The 21,424-nt window shown below is 38.4% G+C and carries 14 protein-coding genes and 1 tRNA gene; 7 read left to right on the forward strand and 8 right to left on the reverse strand.

All coding sequences use genetic code 11. The features are described from left to right. Positions 1 to 23: 23 nt before the first annotated feature. From AC6H0V_RS00100 to AC6H0V_RS00115, 4 genes are all read right to left on the reverse strand, one after another. A complete protein-coding gene (locus tag AC6H0V_RS00100; protein ID WP_497561663.1) occupies positions 24 to 2,429 on the reverse strand; it encodes a TonB-dependent siderophore receptor in 2,406 nt (801 codons plus the stop codon). 280 nt (positions 2,430 to 2,709) lie between these two features. Next, on the reverse strand, positions 2,710 to 3,258 hold the full coding sequence (locus AC6H0V_RS00105; protein WP_497561664.1) for a hypothetical protein: 549 nt from the start codon (positions 3,256 to 3,258) through the stop codon (positions 2,710 to 2,712). 356 nt (positions 3,259 to 3,614) lie between these two features. After that, complete coding sequence (locus AC6H0V_RS00110; protein ID WP_497561665.1) at positions 3,615 to 5,318, reverse strand: S41 family peptidase; 1,704 nt, start codon at positions 5,316 to 5,318, stop codon at positions 3,615 to 3,617. Positions 5,319 to 5,787: 469 nt separating this feature from the next. After that, positions 5,788 to 5,861, reverse strand: a tRNA-Met gene (locus AC6H0V_RS00115). 207 nt (positions 5,862 to 6,068) lie between these two features. On the opposite strand from AC6H0V_RS00115, the gene AC6H0V_RS00120 reads away from it, so the two are divergent. The 3 genes from AC6H0V_RS00120 to AC6H0V_RS00130 all read left to right on the forward strand — a co-directional run bounded on the left by AC6H0V_RS00120 (position 6,069) and on the right by AC6H0V_RS00130 (position 9,576). Further along, a complete protein-coding gene (locus AC6H0V_RS00120; RefSeq protein ID WP_497561666.1) occupies positions 6,069 to 6,449 on the forward strand; it encodes an START-like domain-containing protein in 381 nt (126 codons plus the stop codon). 100 nt (positions 6,450 to 6,549) lie between these two features. Continuing rightward, positions 6,550 to 7,986, forward strand: a complete 1,437-nt coding sequence (locus AC6H0V_RS00125; RefSeq protein ID WP_497561667.1) for an LptF/LptG family permease — start codon at positions 6,550 to 6,552, stop codon at positions 7,984 to 7,986. Between the two features lie 381 nt (positions 7,987 to 8,367). Next, the gene (locus AC6H0V_RS00130; protein ID WP_497561668.1) at positions 8,368 to 9,576 is read left to right on the forward strand and encodes a bifunctional 3,4-dihydroxy-2-butanone-4-phosphate synthase/GTP cyclohydrolase II; all 1,209 of its coding nucleotides are present in this window, start codon (positions 8,368 to 8,370) and stop codon (positions 9,574 to 9,576) included. An 82-nt stretch (positions 9,577 to 9,658) separates the two neighbouring features. Here the strand turns inward: AC6H0V_RS00130 and AC6H0V_RS00135 are convergent, their stop codons facing one another. Next, positions 9,659 to 14,029, reverse strand: a complete 4,371-nt coding sequence (locus AC6H0V_RS00135) for a translocation/assembly module TamB domain-containing protein (protein WP_497561669.1) — start codon at positions 14,027 to 14,029, stop codon at positions 9,659 to 9,661. Between the two features lie 116 nt (positions 14,030 to 14,145). Between AC6H0V_RS00135 and tsaD the strand changes: the two genes are divergently transcribed. Both tsaD and AC6H0V_RS00145 read left to right on the forward strand, forming a co-directional pair. Then, entirely contained in the window at positions 14,146 to 15,168 is a 1,023-nt protein-coding gene (tsaD, locus tag AC6H0V_RS00140) for a tRNA (adenosine(37)-N6)-threonylcarbamoyltransferase complex transferase subunit TsaD (protein ID WP_497561670.1), read from the forward strand. An 11-nt stretch (positions 15,169 to 15,179) separates the two neighbouring features. Continuing rightward, positions 15,180 to 15,395 (forward strand): hypothetical protein, encoded by a 216-nt coding sequence (locus AC6H0V_RS00145; RefSeq protein ID WP_497561671.1) that lies wholly within the window; start codon positions 15,180 to 15,182, stop codon positions 15,393 to 15,395. 230 nt (positions 15,396 to 15,625) lie between these two features. Here the strand turns inward: AC6H0V_RS00145 and recA are convergent, their stop codons facing one another. After that, positions 15,626 to 16,639: a recombinase RecA gene (recA, locus tag AC6H0V_RS00150; protein ID WP_497561672.1), complete on the reverse strand. Its 1,014-nt coding sequence runs from the start codon at positions 16,637 to 16,639 to the stop codon at positions 15,626 to 15,628. Between the two features lie 111 nt (positions 16,640 to 16,750). After that, the gene (nth, locus tag AC6H0V_RS00155) at positions 16,751 to 17,431 is read right to left on the reverse strand and encodes an endonuclease III (RefSeq protein ID WP_497561673.1); all 681 of its coding nucleotides are present in this window, start codon (positions 17,429 to 17,431) and stop codon (positions 16,751 to 16,753) included. 318 nt (positions 17,432 to 17,749) lie between these two features. Between nth and AC6H0V_RS00160 the strand changes: the two genes are divergently transcribed. Both AC6H0V_RS00160 and AC6H0V_RS00165 read left to right on the forward strand, forming a co-directional pair. Continuing rightward, a complete protein-coding gene (locus AC6H0V_RS00160; protein WP_497561674.1) occupies positions 17,750 to 18,832 on the forward strand; it encodes a hypothetical protein in 1,083 nt (360 codons plus the stop codon). Continuing rightward, positions 18,813 to 20,348: a phenylacetate--CoA ligase family protein gene (locus AC6H0V_RS00165; protein ID WP_497561675.1), complete on the forward strand. Its 1,536-nt coding sequence runs from the start codon at positions 18,813 to 18,815 to the stop codon at positions 20,346 to 20,348. Before AC6H0V_RS00160 ends, AC6H0V_RS00165 begins: the two co-directional genes overlap by 20 nt. Before the next feature lie 96 nt (positions 20,349 to 20,444). Here AC6H0V_RS00165 and AC6H0V_RS00170 read toward each other — a convergent pair whose 3' ends face one another. After that, positions 20,445 to 21,404: a helix-turn-helix domain-containing protein gene (locus tag AC6H0V_RS00170; protein ID WP_497561676.1), complete on the reverse strand. Its 960-nt coding sequence runs from the start codon at positions 21,402 to 21,404 to the stop codon at positions 20,445 to 20,447. Between the last annotated feature and the right edge of the window lie 20 nt (positions 21,405 to 21,424).

The raw sequence follows: 21,424 nt of genomic DNA on the forward strand, positions 1-21,424 counted from the left end.
AAAACTAATCCTAAGCATACAAATTAAAATTTATACGATAGGGTAGTCATAAATTGACGTGGGGCTATCGGATTAACACTATAATTTTCGTGTACATAATAATTCAGTTCGTTACTAAGGTTCGATACTTTACCAAGCAACGATAAGTTTCTCCAATTGTAACCTACCGAGAAATCAAATGTGGTAAATGCGGTCAACGGGATTAATCTACTTACTGTCTGTGCTTTGGTATCATTGTATCCGCCGTTGCGGCTACCAGTATAAAAGGCCGAGGCGCCAAGCTTTAAACCTTTCAAACTGCCATCTTGAAGCGTATAGAATAACGTTCCATTGGCTGTATTTTTAGTTGTACCTACCAAACGTTGACCTTCAACTGCTCCAGTTGCAATTGTTGAAGTATATCTCATGAAATTATAGCTATAGCCAGCTAAAAAGTTTAGTCCAGGGAGAATAGACCCAGTTAAATCAAATTCAGCACCGTTACTACTTGTAGCACCACTAAATTCACGTTTTGTTGGATCAGCTAATGCAGCTTGCGCTAGGTTGCTATTTTTGATTTGATATACGGTTACGTTAGCCGATAATTTTCCCTGTAAGAAATCATTTTTAATCCCAGCTTCATACTGATCGATAATTGACGGTCCCATTGGGGCATCTGTTGCGATATCAATCCCTGTATTCGAGGTAAAGTTATTTGCGTAACTTACATAGATCGAAGTGGTTTTTAATGGTTGGTATACTATTCCGAACTTAGGCGAAAAAGCTTTATCAATTTTATCAATGGCAGCTCCCTTAGTTTCCACACCCGTTATCACATTTGTAATATCTGTTGTAGGTGTTTTTTGGAATGTCCATCTTAAACCGGCTAATACTTTGAATTGTTCCGTAACTGCCACTAGATCCTGAACAAAACCACCCATTCTAAATATGGGAGCAAAAGTCTGGGTTAACACTGTGGTTTCGGGCATGATACCTGACCCAAAATATGTTGACGGGTCGAGCAGGTTAACATTACCATAATTATAAGCAGCAAGACCGTACGGATTGGCCGCATTTGCTGTGCTAGGATAAACAAATCCGTTTGAAGTTGTTCTTGATTGATCTGCATCAATGCCTATTAAGACAGTATGTTCAATAGAACCAGTTTTAAGCGACCCGTTTAAGTTAATTTGTTCGTTAAACGTATATTCATTGGTCTTAGAGCGCGTAAGATTTCTCGCGGCAGTTCCTGTAGCATCAGCAAATGGACGTTCTGCACTAAAATAATTTCTATTGTAAGATTGCAGGTTAGCTAATATATTTACTTTCCAGTATGAATTAAACTTATGGTTAACATTTAACTGGGAAGTTAAGGTATTTGTTCTGTTGTAAGCCCAAGGCGTATTTAAGAAGGCATTGCGACCAAAATCAACAATTTTGTTCGCTACGGTTCCTACACCAAAATCCGGCGTAAAATCACTTTTCAAATAGTCTCCTTGAAGCAATACATCTGTTTTTTCGCTGATTTTGTAAAGTAGTGATGGGTTAACATATACCCGTTTTGCGGTTACTTCATCTCTAAAACTTCCTGCATTTTCGTAAGTACCGATTACACGAAAAGCTAGTTTTTTCGAAATCGGACCATATACATCAACCGTAGGTTTATATAAGTTATAACTTCCGCTCCGCATCGCTACTTCCCCCCCTGTTTCAAATTTCGGTTTTTTGGTTACCATATTTACTACAGCTCCCCCGGTTACTCCCCCATATAATAAGGCCGCGCTTCCTTTTAAAACCTCAACTGATTCTAAGGTACTGGTTTCTGGCATTCCGCCACTGCTTTGGCGTGAGCCGTTTTTGAATACATTATTTGCTCCAAGGCTATAGCCGCGGGCGAAGAATGTCTCGCCGCTCACAGAGCCTCTATTTTCGCCATAAACTACACCATTTACATTCTTTAAGACATCGCTTAAGCGATTAGCCTGCTGATCAGTGATTACCTGATTGCCGATTACCTGTACAGATTGTGGTAAATCTATTGGGGCAATGTTTATTTTACCCAAGTTAACAGGTTTCTTATTAGGCGTCTTATATCCTGTAACCGCCACTTCAGCTAATCGAGAAGATGACTCTGAAACTGAAAAATCAGCGATTGCTGCTATCCCATCAGTTATGGTAATGGATTTTTCTTGAGAAGTAATTCCAACCGCCGAAATCTTAAGTGTATAACTTCCAGCAGGGATGTTTTTTAGGGTATAAGCCCCGTTTGCATCAGTCTGGGTAGCTTTAGTAGTATTCTTTAACCCAACGTTAACATAAGCCGCGGGTACACCATCACTCGTTTTGATGGTTCCCGAAAGGGTTACTAATTTGTTTTGTGCGTGCACATTCCCGAAAAGAGAAAGTGAAATGGCGATAATGCCTAGGAGCTGTGTAAAAAGTTTTCTCATATCTTTATTAAGATTAAATCTAAATTACGACAAAGATAGAATGAGTTTTTTAAATAACAAGAATTATTTAGAATAATTTTAAATAAGGAAAAGATGAGCGGTAAGTGAAGAGAGACTGAGCAAAAAAGCTCGCAATTACTGAGGTAGTAGAGGGTTTCCCAGTAACGAAGATGAATCCCGATTACTATTGGAAACAAAAAAGCCTCGATTTTCTCGAAGCTTTTATCGTAGAGGGCAGACGCGAAATGTCAAACTTTTTTGGAAGATTTGCAAGGATACATCAGCAACGGTTATTTTTGCTAAAGTCACGTTTAAAAAGTACCTTACCATTTTTCTCAATATAGTCGCCCGATACAATCAAATAAGGATGATTAGGCGAATACCCGGCGCTGTGGCTTTTTACAATTATTTTGTCGTTAACTTTCAGGCTATTTAACTGCTGAAATTCCTTAGGAATAAATTGCATCATGTAATCTTCGCCATTAATGCTGACTATAAGCCATTTCGGGCCTGATGATTTGCTGTTTTCTCGCTGAAAAGTAACAGAGGTTACCACCGCCTCCATACTGGTGAAATCCTTTATGTGTTTCTTTATTTTATCATGACTGGCATGCACCTTTTTACCTTCAGGAGAACCCTCCCATTCTTTGTACTTTATACCGTCAGGAGAAGCTTCCCATTTTTTCTTGGCATCCATGCTGGCTTTTCTGTAAGCAATAGACGATGGTTTTGGGGATGGCTTTGTTTCCTTTTTAATTGCACGATTAGCAAATACTAGGCTGCCCACCACAACCAGCGGCAAGATCAGCACATAGATGATTTTTTTCATATGTTTCATATCCTTTCAAATTGATTTAGCGAATCTAGCTTGATATTTTTGGGATTGAGTGATTTGGATTGTAAATAAAAATGTAAATTTTGTAAATAAATCTTAAATAGGATGGACTAATAGAAAAGGAGTCGAAGATTACAAGGTACCGAAAATTATTAAATTGTGTTTCTTTGATTTTATTATACAAATATAAAGCCCTGAAATTCGATATTTCAGGGCCGTTTAACTCTGGTAGTGGGAAGTAGTCCCGATTAAGATCGGGACGCTCTAACCAACTTCGCTATTGCTCTTCACAAAAAAGCTTCAAGAACATAATCTTAAGGCTTTATCTTTAGTAGCGAGGATGTCGGACGCTATCTTTTAAATTGCACGATCAAACTCAGTGCCTTCTCCAGCATTTCATCTTTACCACTTCTAAATCCTTCTAGTGTTTGGGTAACTTTCACATCGGGTACAATGCCTACTTGTTGCGTTTGCCCTTTATTTGGATAATAAACGCCCAAACTTGTAAACACGGTGGATATGCCTCCAGGAAGCTGAAATGCTTGAGTAACATTTCCATCCGCCCCGGCCGTTGTAGAGCCTACAACCTTCATGTTGGGAATAACTTTCATGGCCATCGCCATAAATTCTCCTGTGCTTTGTGTCTCCTCATTAACCAGTAAGATGACGAGGCCCTTAAAATAATTTGGATTATCTGCGCCAGATTGCATAGGTTCAGTATATTTAAAGTATCCAGGATAGCCTGCGACAACGGTCGAGAATATAGCAAAATCCCTTTTCTTGTCCATAAGCGACTCATCCAGAACCATAGAGATGCTTCCTCCTCCTCTTGGTGGATACTGCCTTCCATCAATTACAATCCCCTTCAAATCTTTGATCAAAGGAATTACTGCTTTAGCATGTTGATCCATAAACTTCCCTAAATTAATATACAGGATATTATCCTTTATAAAATAGGTTGAGTCGCGCTGGTGTGCAAAGTCGTATTTCTTAGTCCCAAAGCCCGCTCCAATTGCTGCTGTTTTTAGGGTAAGCGCTTTCAGTCTGCCATCGGCCGATGCCGTATTTATATTCACAACAGAATCAGGCGATCGGTATAATAGTTTGGCCACTTCGCGTTTTACGACGGCTTCATTTGAGGCAGATATATACGGCCTATATTTGTCAAGGATCTTATTCACCGCAACGTTGTTGATGCTTGTTAGCACGTCACCCCTTTTTATTTCGCCAGATTTATATACCAAAGTATCAACACTGTTGATGACCGCCTGTTCTCCGATAAATTTTACAGTGAAAGGAAGTGTACGCAAACCAATATTTTGTTGGCTTTTTCTCGATGCTGCGTAAGCGTGACTATCCCGTATGGTAGCAACCATTTTTTGTACCATGAGTAGATAGGAGAGATCATCTTTAGATGAGATTGCCTCAGCAATAAACTTGTCGAGATAGGTATCCCATTTGTTTATGGTCATGTACTTATAAGGATACCAATATTCGATAATATTCCAGTAACGGAAAACCGACAATAATTTATGTTCTTGAGACAACTCCGTTAATTCTGTATATGGAAGCTCATTGGTGATCAAAGAAATGGTCATTCCATCCATGCTATATGGGTTAACATATTTTTGCTTGCCCCCAATGTGGTTTCGGGAAATGTCTTGCAGCGTAATGGATAGTTCTGATGAAAAACCGCTGTTCTTGATCCAAGCAAAATCAGGCTTCTCTTTGAGGTTGCTGATGGTACTATCTGGTTTCGTAGATATTGTGACGGGACCAAGATCTTTGATCATTTTTGAGATAATCTGGTTACGTGCCTTTTTATCTGCCCCTTGTAGGTAAAGTGGAAGTATTTTTAGCAATTTGGCATCCCAGTCTAGTGTTCCATTTGCAACCGCAGGATGGTGGTATTTTAGCAAGCCCCAAACTTTGCCCAAGGCTGCTAATTCTTTTACAGACGTAACTGGTGCTTGTTTGCTACTCATTCGAGCGATGGTATTAATGGGAGCTAAGAAAATGAGGGCGTGCAAGGCATAGAGTTTAAAAAGGCGCATGGGATTGATCGCTTAGTGTGAGAGCAAAGTACACAAAAAACAATTGATTTGAAAAGCAATGAATGTTAAAAAATGTGAAGATAATTGCATTGGTACGCCCTAACCATCCAGATAGCTATCGGGAATCTACCCCACAAAAAAGCCTCAAGAAATTAATCTTAAGGCTTTCTATCTAAGTAGCGGGAACGAGCCCCGATAGCTATCGGGGTGAACCCGTGACCTTCCCGACTAATGGTCGGGACCTCTGACCATCCCGATAATTATCAGGGGAGCTACCCCACAAAAAAGCCTCAAGAAATTAATCTTAAGGCTTTCTATCTAAGTAGCGGGAACGAGCCCCGATAGCTATCGGGGTGAGCTCGTGACCTTCCCGACTAATGGTCGGGACCTCTGACTATCCCGATAATTATCGGGAGAGCTACACCACAAAAAAGCCTCAAGAAATTAATCTTAAGGCTTTCTATCTAAGTAGCGGGAACGAGAGTTGAACTCGTGACCTCAGGGTTATGAATCCTGCGCTCTAACCAACTGAGCTACCCCGCCATATATGTATTTTGCGCTCTAACCATCCCGATAATTATCGGGAGAGCTACCCTGCCATTCTTTATTAGTAAACAATCCAATAATTATTATATATTACAATAATTATTACATTTTTTTAAAGAGTTGCAAATATAGAATAATTTACTTTTCTTTAGAAACAAATAATAAAAAATAGTCCATTATTTTCAAGAATATAGGTGTTTTAGGATGTCAGAAAAGAAAAAGTTTACATTAGAATATGAGTTGAGATCATCTCCACGTATATTATTCAGTTTTATTAGCGAGCCAAATGGCCTGTCGCAATGGTTTGCTGATGATGTAATTTTCCGAGATCAGGTATATACCTTTACGTGGGATGATGAAGTGCTTAAAGCCAAACTTTTGAGCATCAAAGAAAATAGATTGGTTAAGTTCAAATGGCTTGATGATGAGCCACATTGCTATTTCGAAATGGAAATTGTTCAGGACGAATTGACCAACGATGTAGCTCTCGCCATTACCGATTTCGCCACCGATGAAACTAGGGCCGAAAAGACCCAGATCTGGGATAATCAGATTACTTATCTGCTCAGCGTAATCGGAGGATAATATTTCGTCGTCTTTTGCGTATATTTGTATATGGCCATCTAATGAAACAGTTTGGCTTGGATGTCTTCTAAGATGTCTTACATGGTGATAAAATCCTAGCTTGAAAAAGATACATTTACTGCTCATAAAAGCATTCATTAGACCATTTTTTGTCACATTTTTTATTGTGATGTTTATTCTTTTAATGTTTTTCCTCTTTAAATATGTTGATGATCTAATAGGAAAAGGCTTCGAATGGTACACTATCGCCGAACTCATGATGTATGCTTCGGCAGCAAATGTGGCTATGGCACTCCCCTTAGCTGTATTATTATCGTCTATCATGACATTTGGTACCTTGGGAGAAAACTATGAGCTGGTAGCCATTAAATCGGCAGGAGTTTCTCTCCAAAAGGCAATGCAGCCCCTATTTATCTTTATCATAGGGCTCTCTATTGCTTCTTTCCTTTTTTCAGATTATATGTTGCCCAAAGCAAATCTCAAATATGGCTCGCTATTGTTCGATATGCGTAATAAAAAGCTATCCTTTTTAGTTAAACCTGGTGTGTTTAATGGTAGTATCCCCAATTATGCATTGCTCGTAGAAAGGAAAGGAGAAGGATCATCAGATTCCCTGTACAACATTACTATTTACGATCATAATAGCGGAAACGGCATTGCAAAAATTATCAAGGCCGAAAAAGGACGAATGGCCAAAACAGACGACAATAAATTTTTGGTTTTGCAGCTTATGAACGGTGTGCGTTATGAAGAGTCCAATGGTAATTCGAGCGTTACTTTTAATCCACGGCAAACGCTTTCTAGGATGCGCTTTAAACAAACCGAGGTGAAGTTTGATTTCTCCAGTTTCGATACCATGAGCCGCACCAACGAAGAAAGTTTCAGAAATAATGCGCCAATGCTTAACCTGAAAGAATTAAAGAAACGAGAGGATTCGATTCGCAAAGGATTGGATAGTGTAGATAAAGGCACAAAGTTGAATGCCGAAGTTTATCTCAGACAGAACAGCTCGTTTAAAGGATATACCAAAGTAAAAGGGAACCCGGTTACAATAAACGCTTCTCTTCTAAATGCAATCCCAAAGGATAGACAGGCGCTCGCTTTAGAGAGTGCCTTAAATTCGGCCAATTCGATCAAAGAATTCTTGGCAAACCGAATTAAAGACCATGATTTTAGAGAAATGGAAATTATTAGGGCACAGGTAGAATATCAACGCAAATATACCTTGGCCGCATCCTGTTTGCTCCTCTTCTTTATTGGGGCTCCATTGGGAGCAATTATAAGAAAAGGCGGACTTGGATTACCGGTAGTGATAGCTATCGTTTTCTTTCTGATCTACCATATCTTGTCAACCGTGGCTGAAAAATCAGCCAAAGAGGGAACACTAGATCCTGTTTTCGGCATGTGGACCGCTATAATAATTCTAACGCCGTTGGGGATCTTTCTAACGTATAAAGCCACAGTTGACTCGGCCCTATTCGATGTAGATTATTATAAACAACTCATTATTGGGTTAATCAAGCGTAAGAAAGATTAATCAGTTTACAGTTTACAGTTTCCAGTTTTTCCGGAAGGGATCCTTTCGCACAATTTTCAGTTTCAGTTGGCAGTTTTCGCAAGTAGAAGAACGAAGGCAGAAGCCTTTCGGCAACATCAGCCCCGCTTTCCGCTATACTTCGTGCCGCTGCTATCGGGTCTAGAGAGGAGAGGACAGTACTGCTATTGATGGTTGCAGGACGCCAACGCCTAACGCTAAGCTCCGTGCGGCTCCCGCTCCATGCGCCAAACTCCATGCCCCATGCTCCTTTATTCAATTTACTTACCGATGATATTTATCAGTGTATTTGTTTAACAAAGGTTGTAACTTTGTACGGTATTGAAGGTATAAGAATAATCGATACAAATAGATCAAACCATAATGGAAATCAAGTTAAATACAATAGACGAGGCATTAGAGGCTATTAAAGCCGGACAAATTATAATTGTGGTAGATGATGAAGATCGTGAAAACGAAGGTGATTTTCTTACTGCAGCCAGAAATGTAACGCCCGAAGTAATTAATTTCATGTCTAAATATGGTAGAGGATTAATTTGTGCGCCACTAGTTGAAGATTTGTGCAACGATCTAAAGCTCGATCTAATGGTGCAAAACAACACCGTTTTACATCAAACTCCCTTTACTGTGTCTGTTGATCTTATCGGTCATGGCTGTACTACCGGTATTTCTACCCACGATAGGGCAAAAACCGTTCAGGCACTCATTAATCCTGATACGAAACCAGAAGACCTGGGCAGACCTGGACACATATTTCCATTAAAGGCACGCCGTGAAGGTGTTTTACGTCGCGTTGGTCATACAGAAGCAACTATAGATATTGCCCGATTGGCCGGCTTCGAGCCTGCTGGGGTACTCGTAGAGATCATGAACGAAGACGGTACAATGGCACGTTTACCAGATCTCATGGTAATTGCCGAGCAACATCAACTTAAAATAATTTCCATAAAAGACCTTATTGCTTATCGCCTTGCGGCCGAAAGTTTAATAAAGGAAGAGGTTGCCGTGAACCTTCCAACGCAGTGGGGCGATTTTAAAATGACAGCCTATACCCAATTAAGCAATGGTGCTACGCATTTGGCCATTAGAAAAGGAGAATGGGAACCGGATGAACCGATCTTAACCAGAATTCATAGCTCTTGTGTAACCGGAGACATCTTTGGTTCCTGCCGCTGTGATTGCGGCCCTCAGTTGCATAAGGCTTTCGAAATGCTTGAGGCCGAAGGAAAAGGAATTATTGTGTACATGAACCAAGAAGGAAGAGGGATTGGATTGGTAAATAAATTACGTTCTTATAACCTACAAGATGCGGGTTTTGATACCGTTGAGGCCAATATTAAATTAGGTTTTAAAGGCGATGAACGCGATTACGGAGTAGGAGCTCAAATTCTAAGGGCCCAGGGAGTAAGCAAAATGCGCCTCATGTCTAATAACCCAACTAAAAGAGCGGGATTAATTGGCTACGGCTTAGAAATCGTAGAAAACATTCCTATAGAAATAGAAAGTAACCAACACAATGAAGTCTATTTAAAAACGAAACGGGATAAAATGGGACACCAGATTATGAAATAGTTGGGCGTTAGGCGAACGGCGTTAAGCGAAGCACAACGCCGATCTCTAGTCTCCCTTACCCTTTTCTCCAAGCACTTATCGCTTAGCGTTTTTTTGGATTACTCTTCTTGCTTTCGTTAATAATCGCTTCCTTATCCAGTTTTTCTTTTGCCTTTTCGGCTTCTTTTTTCTGCTGTTCTCTGCGGTATTTACCGGTTATTTTTTTGATTAACTCCCCAAAAGTGTCAAATTGCTGACTGTAGATCAATCCTAATGAGGTTACATTCTGACTTTGGTCAATCCCAGGATTTGCGAAGGTACTTTGTTGAGTAGGAGGTTTATTGGCCAATTTGCCTACCAATGTTCCATCCTTTTTAATTAGTCCTAAAATTTCGACCTCTTTCCCAACGTTGTCTTTAAAAAGACCAATCGAATAATCGGTAGAGCTCTTTGCATTGTCTACGATTCCCGCATTTACAATAACCCGATCATTAAAGAATTTAAATGTTGCACTGGCTTCGTTAAAAGACTGGATATTGATATCTACGAAAGTGAGGTTAAGCGAGGATAGCAAATTGTTAAACTGATTAAAGATAAGTTCACTGGCGGTACTTGTACCCACAGAACCGAGTTGCTGTGCCAGGTTTTCCTTGCCTGATCCTGGTGCAAATCTTCTTTGGATAATTAAGCTCAGCGCTTGCGTGTTCAGATTATTTCCATCATTAAAATAAGCTTGTAATTCTTCTTTAACTACCGGACTGGCTGGGAAAAATATATCCAACTTAATGTCTGGTTGAAGCAGTAATCCTGTTAATCCCATTTCAACCTCTGTTTGCACCCGCTGACTGGCATAAGTGCTATTGTCGTTATTTGCTGCGGTGTAGAGATCCGATAAGCTAGCACGGAGCGCATAAATTGCTTTAAGGTTTATCTGTGCATTATTGGGGTTTCCAGTCCACCTAATTGTACCTCCTTGTCTAATCTCAAAGCGTTTATTGATCACTTCCTGAGCGGTAAAATCAAAAATCCCCGTTTCAATAATGTAATCACCCTTCATCTCAAAATCGCCTACACTGTTAATGTTTAGTTCAAGCTCGGCATTTCCCTTTCCGCTCAACTTACCTAAAATGGTATAGATATTTGTAGTAGTATTTGGATCAACTTTTAGTTTAAAGTTCATTTTTAACCCGTCAAAGCTGGTTTTTCTTTTAACTACAACCGCAGTATCCTTACTAACAAAAGTAATAAAATCTTTATCGCTAACCGTTTCCGAGCTATTTAACGGTAGGTTAAATATTGTTCCTTTTTCGGTTTTAGCATCAATATTGATAAACATATTGTTGGTTGGACCGTTAAACTTGAAATTACCCGTAGCATAGGCCTTGCCGTAGTAAATAGAGTTGTCTTTTGAGGTGGTATTTAAAGCCATAAAATTAACGGCATTTAGCTCTACCTGGATATCTGGATTATCGATGTTGTTAAGGTCAACTGTTCCATTAGCAGTTGCTTTATTGCCATCCGCATCTTGTAAAACCAGTTCATCTATGTTGATGACACTGTTCTTAATCCCTACTTCATCATTTAAGGTATAGGCTGTTTTGAGGTAATTAACTGTTAGCTCACCGCCCTTGAATGATACGTCGCCATTAATCTGCGGTTTAGCTAAAGGTCCTTTTACGGTAATATCTGCAGAGATCAGGCCCTTCAGGTTAGATACCAGCTTATTTACAAAGGGCTCAAGTACGGTTAACTTGCTATCAGCTAATTTTACATCAAGATCTATGGTCTTTTCTTTAAGTTCCAACCCGCCTGTTACTTTCAGTGTTTCTTTTCCATCGGCTAAAATGCGCGTATAAACCTTAGCGCTATTTTTAAGCTTATCATACGATGAGGTGTCCGTTAAACTTCCAATGTAGGTGTTGTTAAAGGTTAAGGAATCTATTTTAAGGCTGTCAGTAATCTTTGGCGAATTTAAAATATCATAAAGCCGTGTTTTGCCATTTACATTTCCAGCAAGCTTGATGCCTAGCGTTTTTACAAAAGGATTAATGGTTTTAAGGTTAAAGTTTTCAAAACCTACCAGCAAAAGGTCCTTCGGATCGTTTGAAAGAACTCCATCCACTCTTAGCAGTTGTTTATTGTTGCTTAGCGAGAAGTTACTGATCTCTGTTTTTCCATTATTAAAATTAATTCGAACCTTTTCTTGTATGTTCCAATCTTCGCTATTGATCTTTAGGTTTGAGGGAAGAATGCTAATCTTTGCGGTAGTATCCCCAGAAAACTCTACCAATCCGTTCAAATCCAACTGGTTGGCATCATCGGCATTAGACAGTTTAATGTTCAGGGCTAGACTATCGTTTCTTAGCACGTTGGTGATGTTTACGTTTTTAATAAACAGACTGTCATTTAAATCAACCCTATCCGCAGTGATAATCGCTTGGAGCTGTTTAGAGGTGGTGTTTTCGTCTATGATAATATTGCTCGCAATGATGCCCTTGTAAGTTAATTTTTTTACAAACCCATTTAATGTTGCCGTGTTATTCCTTGAATCGAATGAGCCAACAAGTATAGCTTGATCATCAATCTCTAAGCCAGGTAAAAGAAGATCGGCCACTGGCGCGAAACGTTTAATTTTTAAGTTAAAATCAAAGATCTGAGTATTATAATTAAAAACCTGGGCCCTTAAGGAGGGGATATAAGTTTTAGCTATAGCCTTATAGTATGAAACTATGGTATTAAGATCATATTGTCCTTTAATGCTTGCATCTAAAATATCAGATTTAATGGTTAGGCTTCTATCGATTCCCAAGCCACTAGCTCTTAACTCCACAGAATCAACATGGTAAACACCTTTTTTATTGTTTAATGTAATTTTTTGAACCGAAAGGCTTCCTTGGATATTATCTAAATTATTTCCAGAGAAATTGGTGCTAAAAACTGCATCAACCATTAACGAATCTTTATAAAGCTTGAGTTTTTTAAGCTTAGCTTTTTTAATCGTTGCCGTAAAATTAAATACCGGAAGCTTTGGATTAAGGTTTACCCCTCCATCAAATGTCAATTGAACATTCTTATCATTTATCTTAAGACTTCCATCAAAATATTTTTTGTTAAATGTTCCATTGATGCTTACATTCTGATAGCGATAACCATTAAAGTCGATGTAGGAAACATTGCCTTTTAATTGCTCGGTTAGATCTTTTACTTCGGCGCCCCGTCCTTTAACGTAGAGTTCAGAGGTAATCTTCCCTAATGATTTTTCATTAAGCAGGTCGCCCAGATTAAAATCATATGTCTTAACATTACCAGAGTAGGATGGGATCCCATTTTTGTCGATTTTCATGTTGACATCTGATTTTAACCGACCTAATTTGGTTTTGAATTCGCCGTAGGCAATGAAGTCATTTTGAAAACCAGTAAATGAACCATTGAAATTAATGTTCCCAAATTTATTAACAATGCTCGGGATAGATTTAATTTTCTTCCCAGCGATATCCGTTAAAATTTCGTCCAGATCTTTTTTGTTCGTTCCCGCCATTTCAATCTTCATATCCATGAAGGTTTGTTCGAAATCTGGAAGTCCCTTAAGCGTAAAATCTCCTTTAATGTAAGTTGCCTTTCCTGCTTTTAAAGATAATTTTCTAGCTTTTAAATCGCTAACATATCCCGAAATCTGACCATCGATATCCAGGTCCAGCTTCATTTTCTTTAAGGTGGGAGTAAAAAAAGCAACGTCATTTGAGGAGATATGACTGTCTTTGAAATTGGCCTTCATCCTTACTTTGTTCTCGAAATCGTTAAAATCTGTATACTTACCAAATGTCATCTGGTAATAGTCGGATAAGCGACTTTGATTGGTAACAAGCATCAGATTCTTGAGCTCAATTCCGTTGGTATCAATTGTAGTTAAAGCGGAAAGATTTTTAAGGTAAAAACCACTTTTTTCTTTGAAGGTTAGATTTTTAATGTTTGACTGGATAACATGTCCTTTGGTGTTCAGCTTTTCAAAAATTCCATTCAGTTTTGTCAAGCTAATATCTTCAAAGTTAATGCCCTTAACTACCCTGTTTTTTTTGAAGTCTTTATATTTGAAGTTAACATTGTTTAAAATTACCCTGTCAAAAAGAAACTGAAATTTTGGCCTTTTCTTTTTTCTAACTGGTGCTGGGCTATCAAAATAATCAATGATAAAATCTAGATTTGAAGTACCATCTTTGAAATCTTTTAGGAAAAAAGAGCCATTGTTAACCTGTACAGTATTTACATCTAGTATTCTTTCCTTTAAAGAAAATTTATTCAGATCAACCAAGAATTTTGGGAAATTGGCTAATGTATCTTTTTGGAGATCAAGTACAACTAAATTTTCGAGTACTACAGATTTGAATGGCTTTACGTAAAGCCCGCTAATTGAGATAGTTGTTTTTAATTCTTTTGATAAGTAGGCTGCCGCTTTTTTTGCGACATAGGTTTGCACAGGCTTAAACTGTAGCGAAAATAGTACTACACCAAGCAACAAAATTATTGAGGCAATTACCCAAAGCAGTATTTTTAATAGTTTTTTAATAGTTTTGTAGCTTAATAATCATAAATGTGCCAGTAATACTTGCTATTGAGTCTTCTTGCGATGAAACGTCGGTTTCTGTGTGTAACAACGGCAAAATTACTGCCAATGTTATTGCCAACCAAACAATTCATGAAAATTACGGGGGCGTAATACCCGAATTAGCATCAAGAGTTCACCAACAAAACATTGTGCCTGCTGTTCAACAGGCGTTAGCAATCGCTAAAGTTAATAAAAAGGAGCTAAATGCGGTTGCTTTTACCAGAGGTCCGGGATTATTGGGCTCCTTATTGGTAGGCGTATCCTTTGCAAAATCGTTTGCCCTCGCGTTAAATTTGCCCTTGATAGCTGTAAATCACATGCAGGCACATATATTGGCGCACTTCATACCCTCCAATTCTGACGGCAAGGATGATCCAAAACCGAGTTTCCCTTTTTTATGTTTAACGGTTTCCGGAGGCCATACGCAAATCGTGTTAGTTAAAGACTACTTTGATATGGAGATTGTAGGCGAAACATTGGATGATGCTGCGGGCGAAGCTTTTGATAAAACAGCAAAGATTTTAAATCTTCCTTATCCTGGAGGGCCATTAATCGACAAATTTGCGCAACAGGGCAATCCATTAGCATTTAAATTTCCTGAACCTCAGATTAAAGACCTAAATTATAGTTTTAGCGGTTTTAAAACTGCGATCTTATATTTTGTAAGGGATAAGCAAAAGGAAAATCCATTATTTATTGAGCAAAATCTTGCCGATATTTGTGCGTCAGTTCAATACAATATCGTTAATATATTGCTAAATAAACTCCAAAAAGCTGCGAAACATTATCAGATTAAAGATATTGCCATTGCAGGGGGGGTGTCGGCCAATTCGGGTTTGCGTAATGCGCTGTTAACAAGAAAGGAAACCTTGGGATGGAAGGTGTTTATCCCAGCTTTTGAGTACTGTACAGATAATGCGGGGATGATCGCTATTGCTGGTTACCACAAGTTTTTAGCTGGAGAGTTTGTAGGACAAGAAGTATCGCCTATGGCGAGAATGAATTTTTAAATAAATAGATTATGGGAACGATGAGTTATGTTTTTTTCGGTTTGATGCTAATTCCGCTGTTAATTTTTCTGGTTTGGGTAATTAAACAAGACAAAAAGAAAAATTATATCGGTTTGGCTTTATTGGTGATAGGAATAATAATCGCAACGTACACAATCCTTACCTTGGATAAAAATTTCATGGAAGATAATAATCAAACTGCTCCGAAGGCTTCTAGTTTTAGGTAAGGAGCAATAGTGTTTAAATTATATAAGGCAGCCTTAAATTTTTTTGTTAATCGCTTTCGGATAATTTTTTTCATTCAACTTACCTTACTGTAAAATCATGATGGAACTGAAACAAAAAACGTCAGCTCAATCAGAATAATCCGATACAGCTGACGTCATTACAACACCTTAGATTCGCCATGGCTCTTAACACTTAAAGCCCTAGCATTTTAATCTTAGGTTATCTATTTCTATAATTTATCTTCTAATTTATCTCCAGTAACTTCTTCCCTTATTTTTGCTTCAATTTCTTCAGATAGTTCAGGGTTATCCATTAGCAATTGTTTAACTGCATCCCTCCCTTGTCCAAGTTTAGTATCTCCATAAGAAAACCAAGATCCTGCTTTTTTGATGATGTTAAAATCAACACCTAGATCGATAATTTCTCCTGTTTTAGAAATCCCTTCTCCAAACATAATGTCGAATTCTGCAATTCGGAATGGAGGGGCAACTTTGTTTTTTACAATCTTAACTTTAACTCGGTTTCCAGAAACTTCATCAGAGTCTTTAATTTGAGAAGTTCTCCGAATATCCAATCGAACTGAAGCATAAAACTTCAAAGCGTTACCCCCCGTAGTGGTTTCGGGATTACCGAACATAACTCCAATTTTTTCACGTAGTTGATTGATAAAAATACAGCAACATCCCGTTTTGGAAATAGTACCGGTTAGTTTACGTAAGGCCTGGCTCATTAAACGGGCTTGTAATCCCATTTTGCTATCGCCCATCTCACCTTCAATTTCTGCTTTTGGCACCAATGCAGCAACAGAATCGATTACAATCACATCAATTGCGCCCGAACGGATCAGGTTGTCTGCGATCTCTAAAGCTTGCTCTCCATTATCTGGCTGAGAGATGAGAAGATTATCTACGTCTACACCTAATTTTTTTGCATAGCCCTTATCAAAAGCATGCTCCGCGTCAATAAAGGCAGCTATTCCACCCTTTTTCTGAGCTTCTGCAATAATATGAGTGGCCAAAGTTGTTTTACCCGATGATTCTGGACCGTATATCTCGATCACTCGGCCTTTCGGAACGCCACCAATGCCTAATGCAATGTCTAAGCTAATAGAGCCGGTAGAAATAGATTCAATAGCTTCTACAGCTGCATCACCTAATTTCATCACCGATCCTTTACCGTATGATTTTTCTAGTTTATCTAATGTTAATTGGAGGGCTTTTAATTTTTCTGCGTTTGGATTCATGTTCGTAATTCGCTAAGTAAATAAAGTATATGTATCGGCTAATAATAAATGTTATAATGCTAATAACTTTAGCAAACATATTAATTTTATTTTGATTTATGCAAATAATATTTAAACTATTTTAATAAAATTATCAACATCACTAATTTTTTTAGTTTTATAGTGGTTTTCAAAGTACCTACAAAAGTGTGTTATTTCGCAAATGCTGCACTTTGGGCTCCGTGCTACACATACGTATCTTCCATGTAAAATCAGCCAATGATGTGCCATAGCGATGGTATCCTCTGGCAAATGTTTTACCAAATCCCTCTCAACAGCAAGTGGGGTTTTGCCTTTTGTTAATCCAATTCTATTCGAAACCCTAAATACATGGGTATCAACGGCCATCGCGGGAGCATCATAAATTACAGAGGCGATCACATTAGCGGTTTTTCGGCCTACGCCCGGCATTTTTTGAAGCTCGTCAATTGCCGAGGGCACCTGATTATTAAATTCATTAACCAGCATATTCGCCATTCCGACCAAATGCTTTGCCTTATTGTTGGGATAACTTACACTTTTAATATAATCGAAAACTATGTCTGGTGTAGCATCTGCAAGGGCATTCGCGTTCGGAAAGCGTTGGAACAGGGCAGGGGTAACCAGATTTATTCTTTTATCAGTGCACTGGGCTGATAAAATTACCGCGACCAATAATTGATATGGATTATTGTAATGAAGCTCAGTTTCGGCATTAGGTTGCTTAGCCGCAAAATGCGATACAAAAAGGTGATAGCGTTCTTTTTTAAGCATAGGCAAATATAAGCAGTTCAGTTAATAGTGGCGAGAAGATGTGCAATCGCAAAGTAAAATCGGCCTATTTTTTAAGTCGACAAGTTGAGAACGGTATGTAAAAAAAATTTTTAAAGCCACCAGTCGATTTTTTTTAACGTATCCCTACACTATTTCTAATAAGTTATCTTTTTGTGATTGTAAACCTAAAATTTTTTCATTTTATGTCGATAAAGATTAATTTTTTATAATGACAATCGTTTTAGAATTATTTCGATGGTTTAAATACAATACCATTGTAAGAAAAAAGAACTAATCATGCTGCGCAATAATAGAAGGATGTTTTTGAAAAGCGGATTTAAACTTGCCACATTGCTTGCATTTCATAATCCAACGGGTTTTTTATTTAGCACTGGTAAAACAATGCCCACTTGGACAGAATTGATTGATTACGCCCGTTGGTGCCCAAATGTTCATAATCTGCAGCCTCATCGGATAAAAATCATCTCCGAAATAGAGGCCGAGCTCTATTACGATCCTACCCGCCTGCTGCCCCAAGGTGATCCAAATTCCATTTTCGTAACGATTGCTATGGGTATTTTTATCGAGCATCTTTCGATTGCAGCAGCACCCTACGCCACAAAAGTGGAGGTTGTAAAAGTATTTGAACCTATCACTATCAATGCGAAGAGGAATACCCTGTTTGCAAAATTAAAGCTCTCACCCACTCTCCAAGAAGAACCAATAGATAGAAGATTGATTTTTAACAGGAAAACATCTCGATTGAATTACGATGGGCGACCGTTGAAACCAGAGCTATTAAATAAAATTAAAACGGAGTCGGCAATATTTGGATTTGACTTTTTTTCATCTTCAAATCCTAAAGTGGTTGATTTTATCATAGAACTTAATCAAGAAACACTTTTCGAAGACCTACAATCTACATTAAACAGAAAAGAGCTTGATCATTTGTTTAGGTATAGCCAAAAAGAGGCCTTCGCCAAAAGAGATGGACTTTGGTCAAAGTGCATGTGTTTTCCGGGCTTGCTGATGAAGGCTGTTTTTCGGCATCCAAAAAGTTGGTTAACGGGAAATAAGGAACATATATTGGCTAGCTATTATAAACATTCTTTTAGGGGTACGGCTACAATTTGTGGTTTCTCCGGAAAATTTAGGCATACCAACGACTGGTTGAGGGCTGGAAGGATGCTTGCAAGGACCTGGCTGTTAGTTACTGCTGATCATGCTTTTATTCAGCCATTTGGCTCTCTAATCACCAATCCAAACGCCTTTCAAAAAATCAACACGAAATTCAGGAATTCTGTCGACGATAATGAGGTATGGATGGTTTTTAGGGCCGGATATAGCGAGGAGCCAACACGCAGTTACCGATTAACTACCGATGAAATTATACTTAAATAATCAGCGCATGCGTCATTTGTTCATTTTGGGCTATGTACTTTTAATCGAATTTATTAGTAAACCTTTGTTCTGGTCTAACTCCAGTTTAAAATTATTGTTTATTCCTGGCTTTAATGGGCTGAGGAATTTTAATGCCAAGGCCAAAGCCTATGCAGTATTTGTTAGGGCAAAGAAAAATGTACCTGCCTACCGCGATTTTTTGAAACAAAATGGATTTGCTCGGCCTTCATTCATCGGGTTAACACCTAATATCCATGAAATCCCAATTACCGATAAAGAAAATTATGTTAAAATATATCCCATTGAGGCCCGTTGTATCCACGGGGTTATTCCTGCAAAAGGGGTGATTATAGATGAATCCTCGGGCAGTAGCGGCACGGCAACAAACTGGATCAGAGGAAAAAGGGAAAGGAAATTAAATGGTCGGATGATCAAGTTTGGACTTCAAAATTTACTTGGAAGCAAACCTTTGTTTATCATTAATGCTTTTGCACTAGGGGCCTGGGCAACAGGTATGAACGTGACGATGGCCTGTGTTCCTTTTGCCAAAATTAAATCTGTTGGCCCCGACCTACTTAAAATAACCAATACGATAAATCATTTCGGGAAAGACCATCATTATGTAATTATGGGATACCCGCCGTTTTTGAAGCTGCTTGCAGATGAAACGAAAATTAACTGGTCGGCCTATCAGGTATCTTTTATCTTTGGTGGCGAGTCTATGGCTGAGGGAATGAGGGATTATTTGACGGAAAAAGGAATTAAAAGAATATATAGTTCTCTTGGCGCCTCTGATTTAGAACTGAACATCGCTGCCGAAAATGATTTTACAATTAGTTTAAGACGTTTAATCCGCTCCAATGAATCATTGAAAAAGCGGCTTTTAGCTTATTCCACGTCGGTGCCTATGGTTTTTCAATATAATCCTGCCGATTTTCTTATGGAGATCAGTGAGATGGGTGAGCTTATAATTACGGTTTGCAGGCCTCACTATGTGGCCCCAAAAATTAGATACAATTTGCACGATAAGGGACAGCTCGTTCAAATTAATGAACTTTATTCTATTTTGAATGAACTGGGGATCACTTCTAATGAATTGCTGAGTCCCCAAACAGACTTGCCCATACTTTTACATTATGGCAGGGCCGATATGACCGTATCTTTTTTTGGCGCCAATATAAACCCAGTAGATATTCAGGAAGCAGTTTCTGAAATCCCGGAGCTGGTTGCTATTGTTAATTCTTTTTATCTAAACGCTTTTGAGGATAGCGAAGGAAATAAGCAACTGATAGTGGCTTTTGAATTACAACAGCATAAAGATTTGATTAATATTGATCTCTCCCAAATGCAGTCTCTCTTTTTTGAACAATTAGCCGCCATCAATCAAGATTTTAAAGAAGCAAAGCGGATGATAAAAAACGATGCCCAAACAACAATTAGTTTTCATACATTTTCAGAGGGCCCGTTTATCAATAAGGACATCAGAATTAAAGCGAACTATCTAAAAAGGATATAATTTCGTTGGTTGATCTTCTGGAAGGGATATAGATTTATGGTCGATTTTTATCGGTCCAGAGGCGTGGCCAGCTATCATCTTTAATTCCCTACCACTCTAATTATTAATTTCTAGAATTAACTTATCACATTCGGCAAAGGCATTGTATAAAAATTTGTTCCGGTGCTTTTCTCCCTGACCGCTAAATGAAACAGATTTTTTAATTAATCCCTGCATCCACTCTTTGGTTTGCATGCAATAAAATTGATCATCAGTTTTAAGGTAGTTAAAGGTGTTAAACCGATTAAAGCAACGCATGTTTTCCCTAAAATCAACCAAATACGCGATACTCCCGAGTACGTCACAGGTATACCAATTGAAAGAATGTGTTGGGTCGATGGTTTTTTTACTGCTAATGGCATACATATTCATATCGGTTAAGCAATACTTCACCTGTTCTACTATTTTTTCGGCCAGTGCCTTATCTGTAATATGACCCGCTTCAAAGGCATATCTGATCTGCTCAATCGTACCATGCACCGTGTCTTTAGCCCAAATTTCCGTGCTCGGTATCTCTAAATAGATCTGATTAAGTTGTTGTGATATGCTGATCATCTCCTCAGAAATAAAGGACTGATCAAACTTGAATTCGGTGTTATTTAAGGTATCGGCCCAAAAGAAGAGTTTAAAACTGGTTAATTCTGGATACTTAAAAAAATGAAAAACCGGAATGTCGTCTGTTGTTATGGTAAGATGCTTTGTTTTGCTCCGCTGGATCAATTTCAGATTTTCTAAAAGGTCCTTTAGATAGGCGATCATATTGGGCGTTTCCTTATCTATACTTAAATAATCAAACGTAACCGTTGGTAACTGATCTGGTTTGTAGGTGAAAGGCACTTCAAAGGTATCTGCCAATTTAACGAGCTGCTCTAAGTTCATTCCACTATCGCCCCTAATTTTTTTATAGGCTTCATTAACACTAATGTCTAATGCTTCCGCAATGCTTTGGGCAAAATTTTGGTAATCAGGCAATGCCGATTTGATGCTGTTAAAAAATTTTTGCTGATAAGTATGCATAAAGAATAATTTATAAGTTG

The organism is Pedobacter sp. NO84, from assembly GCF_059703915.1.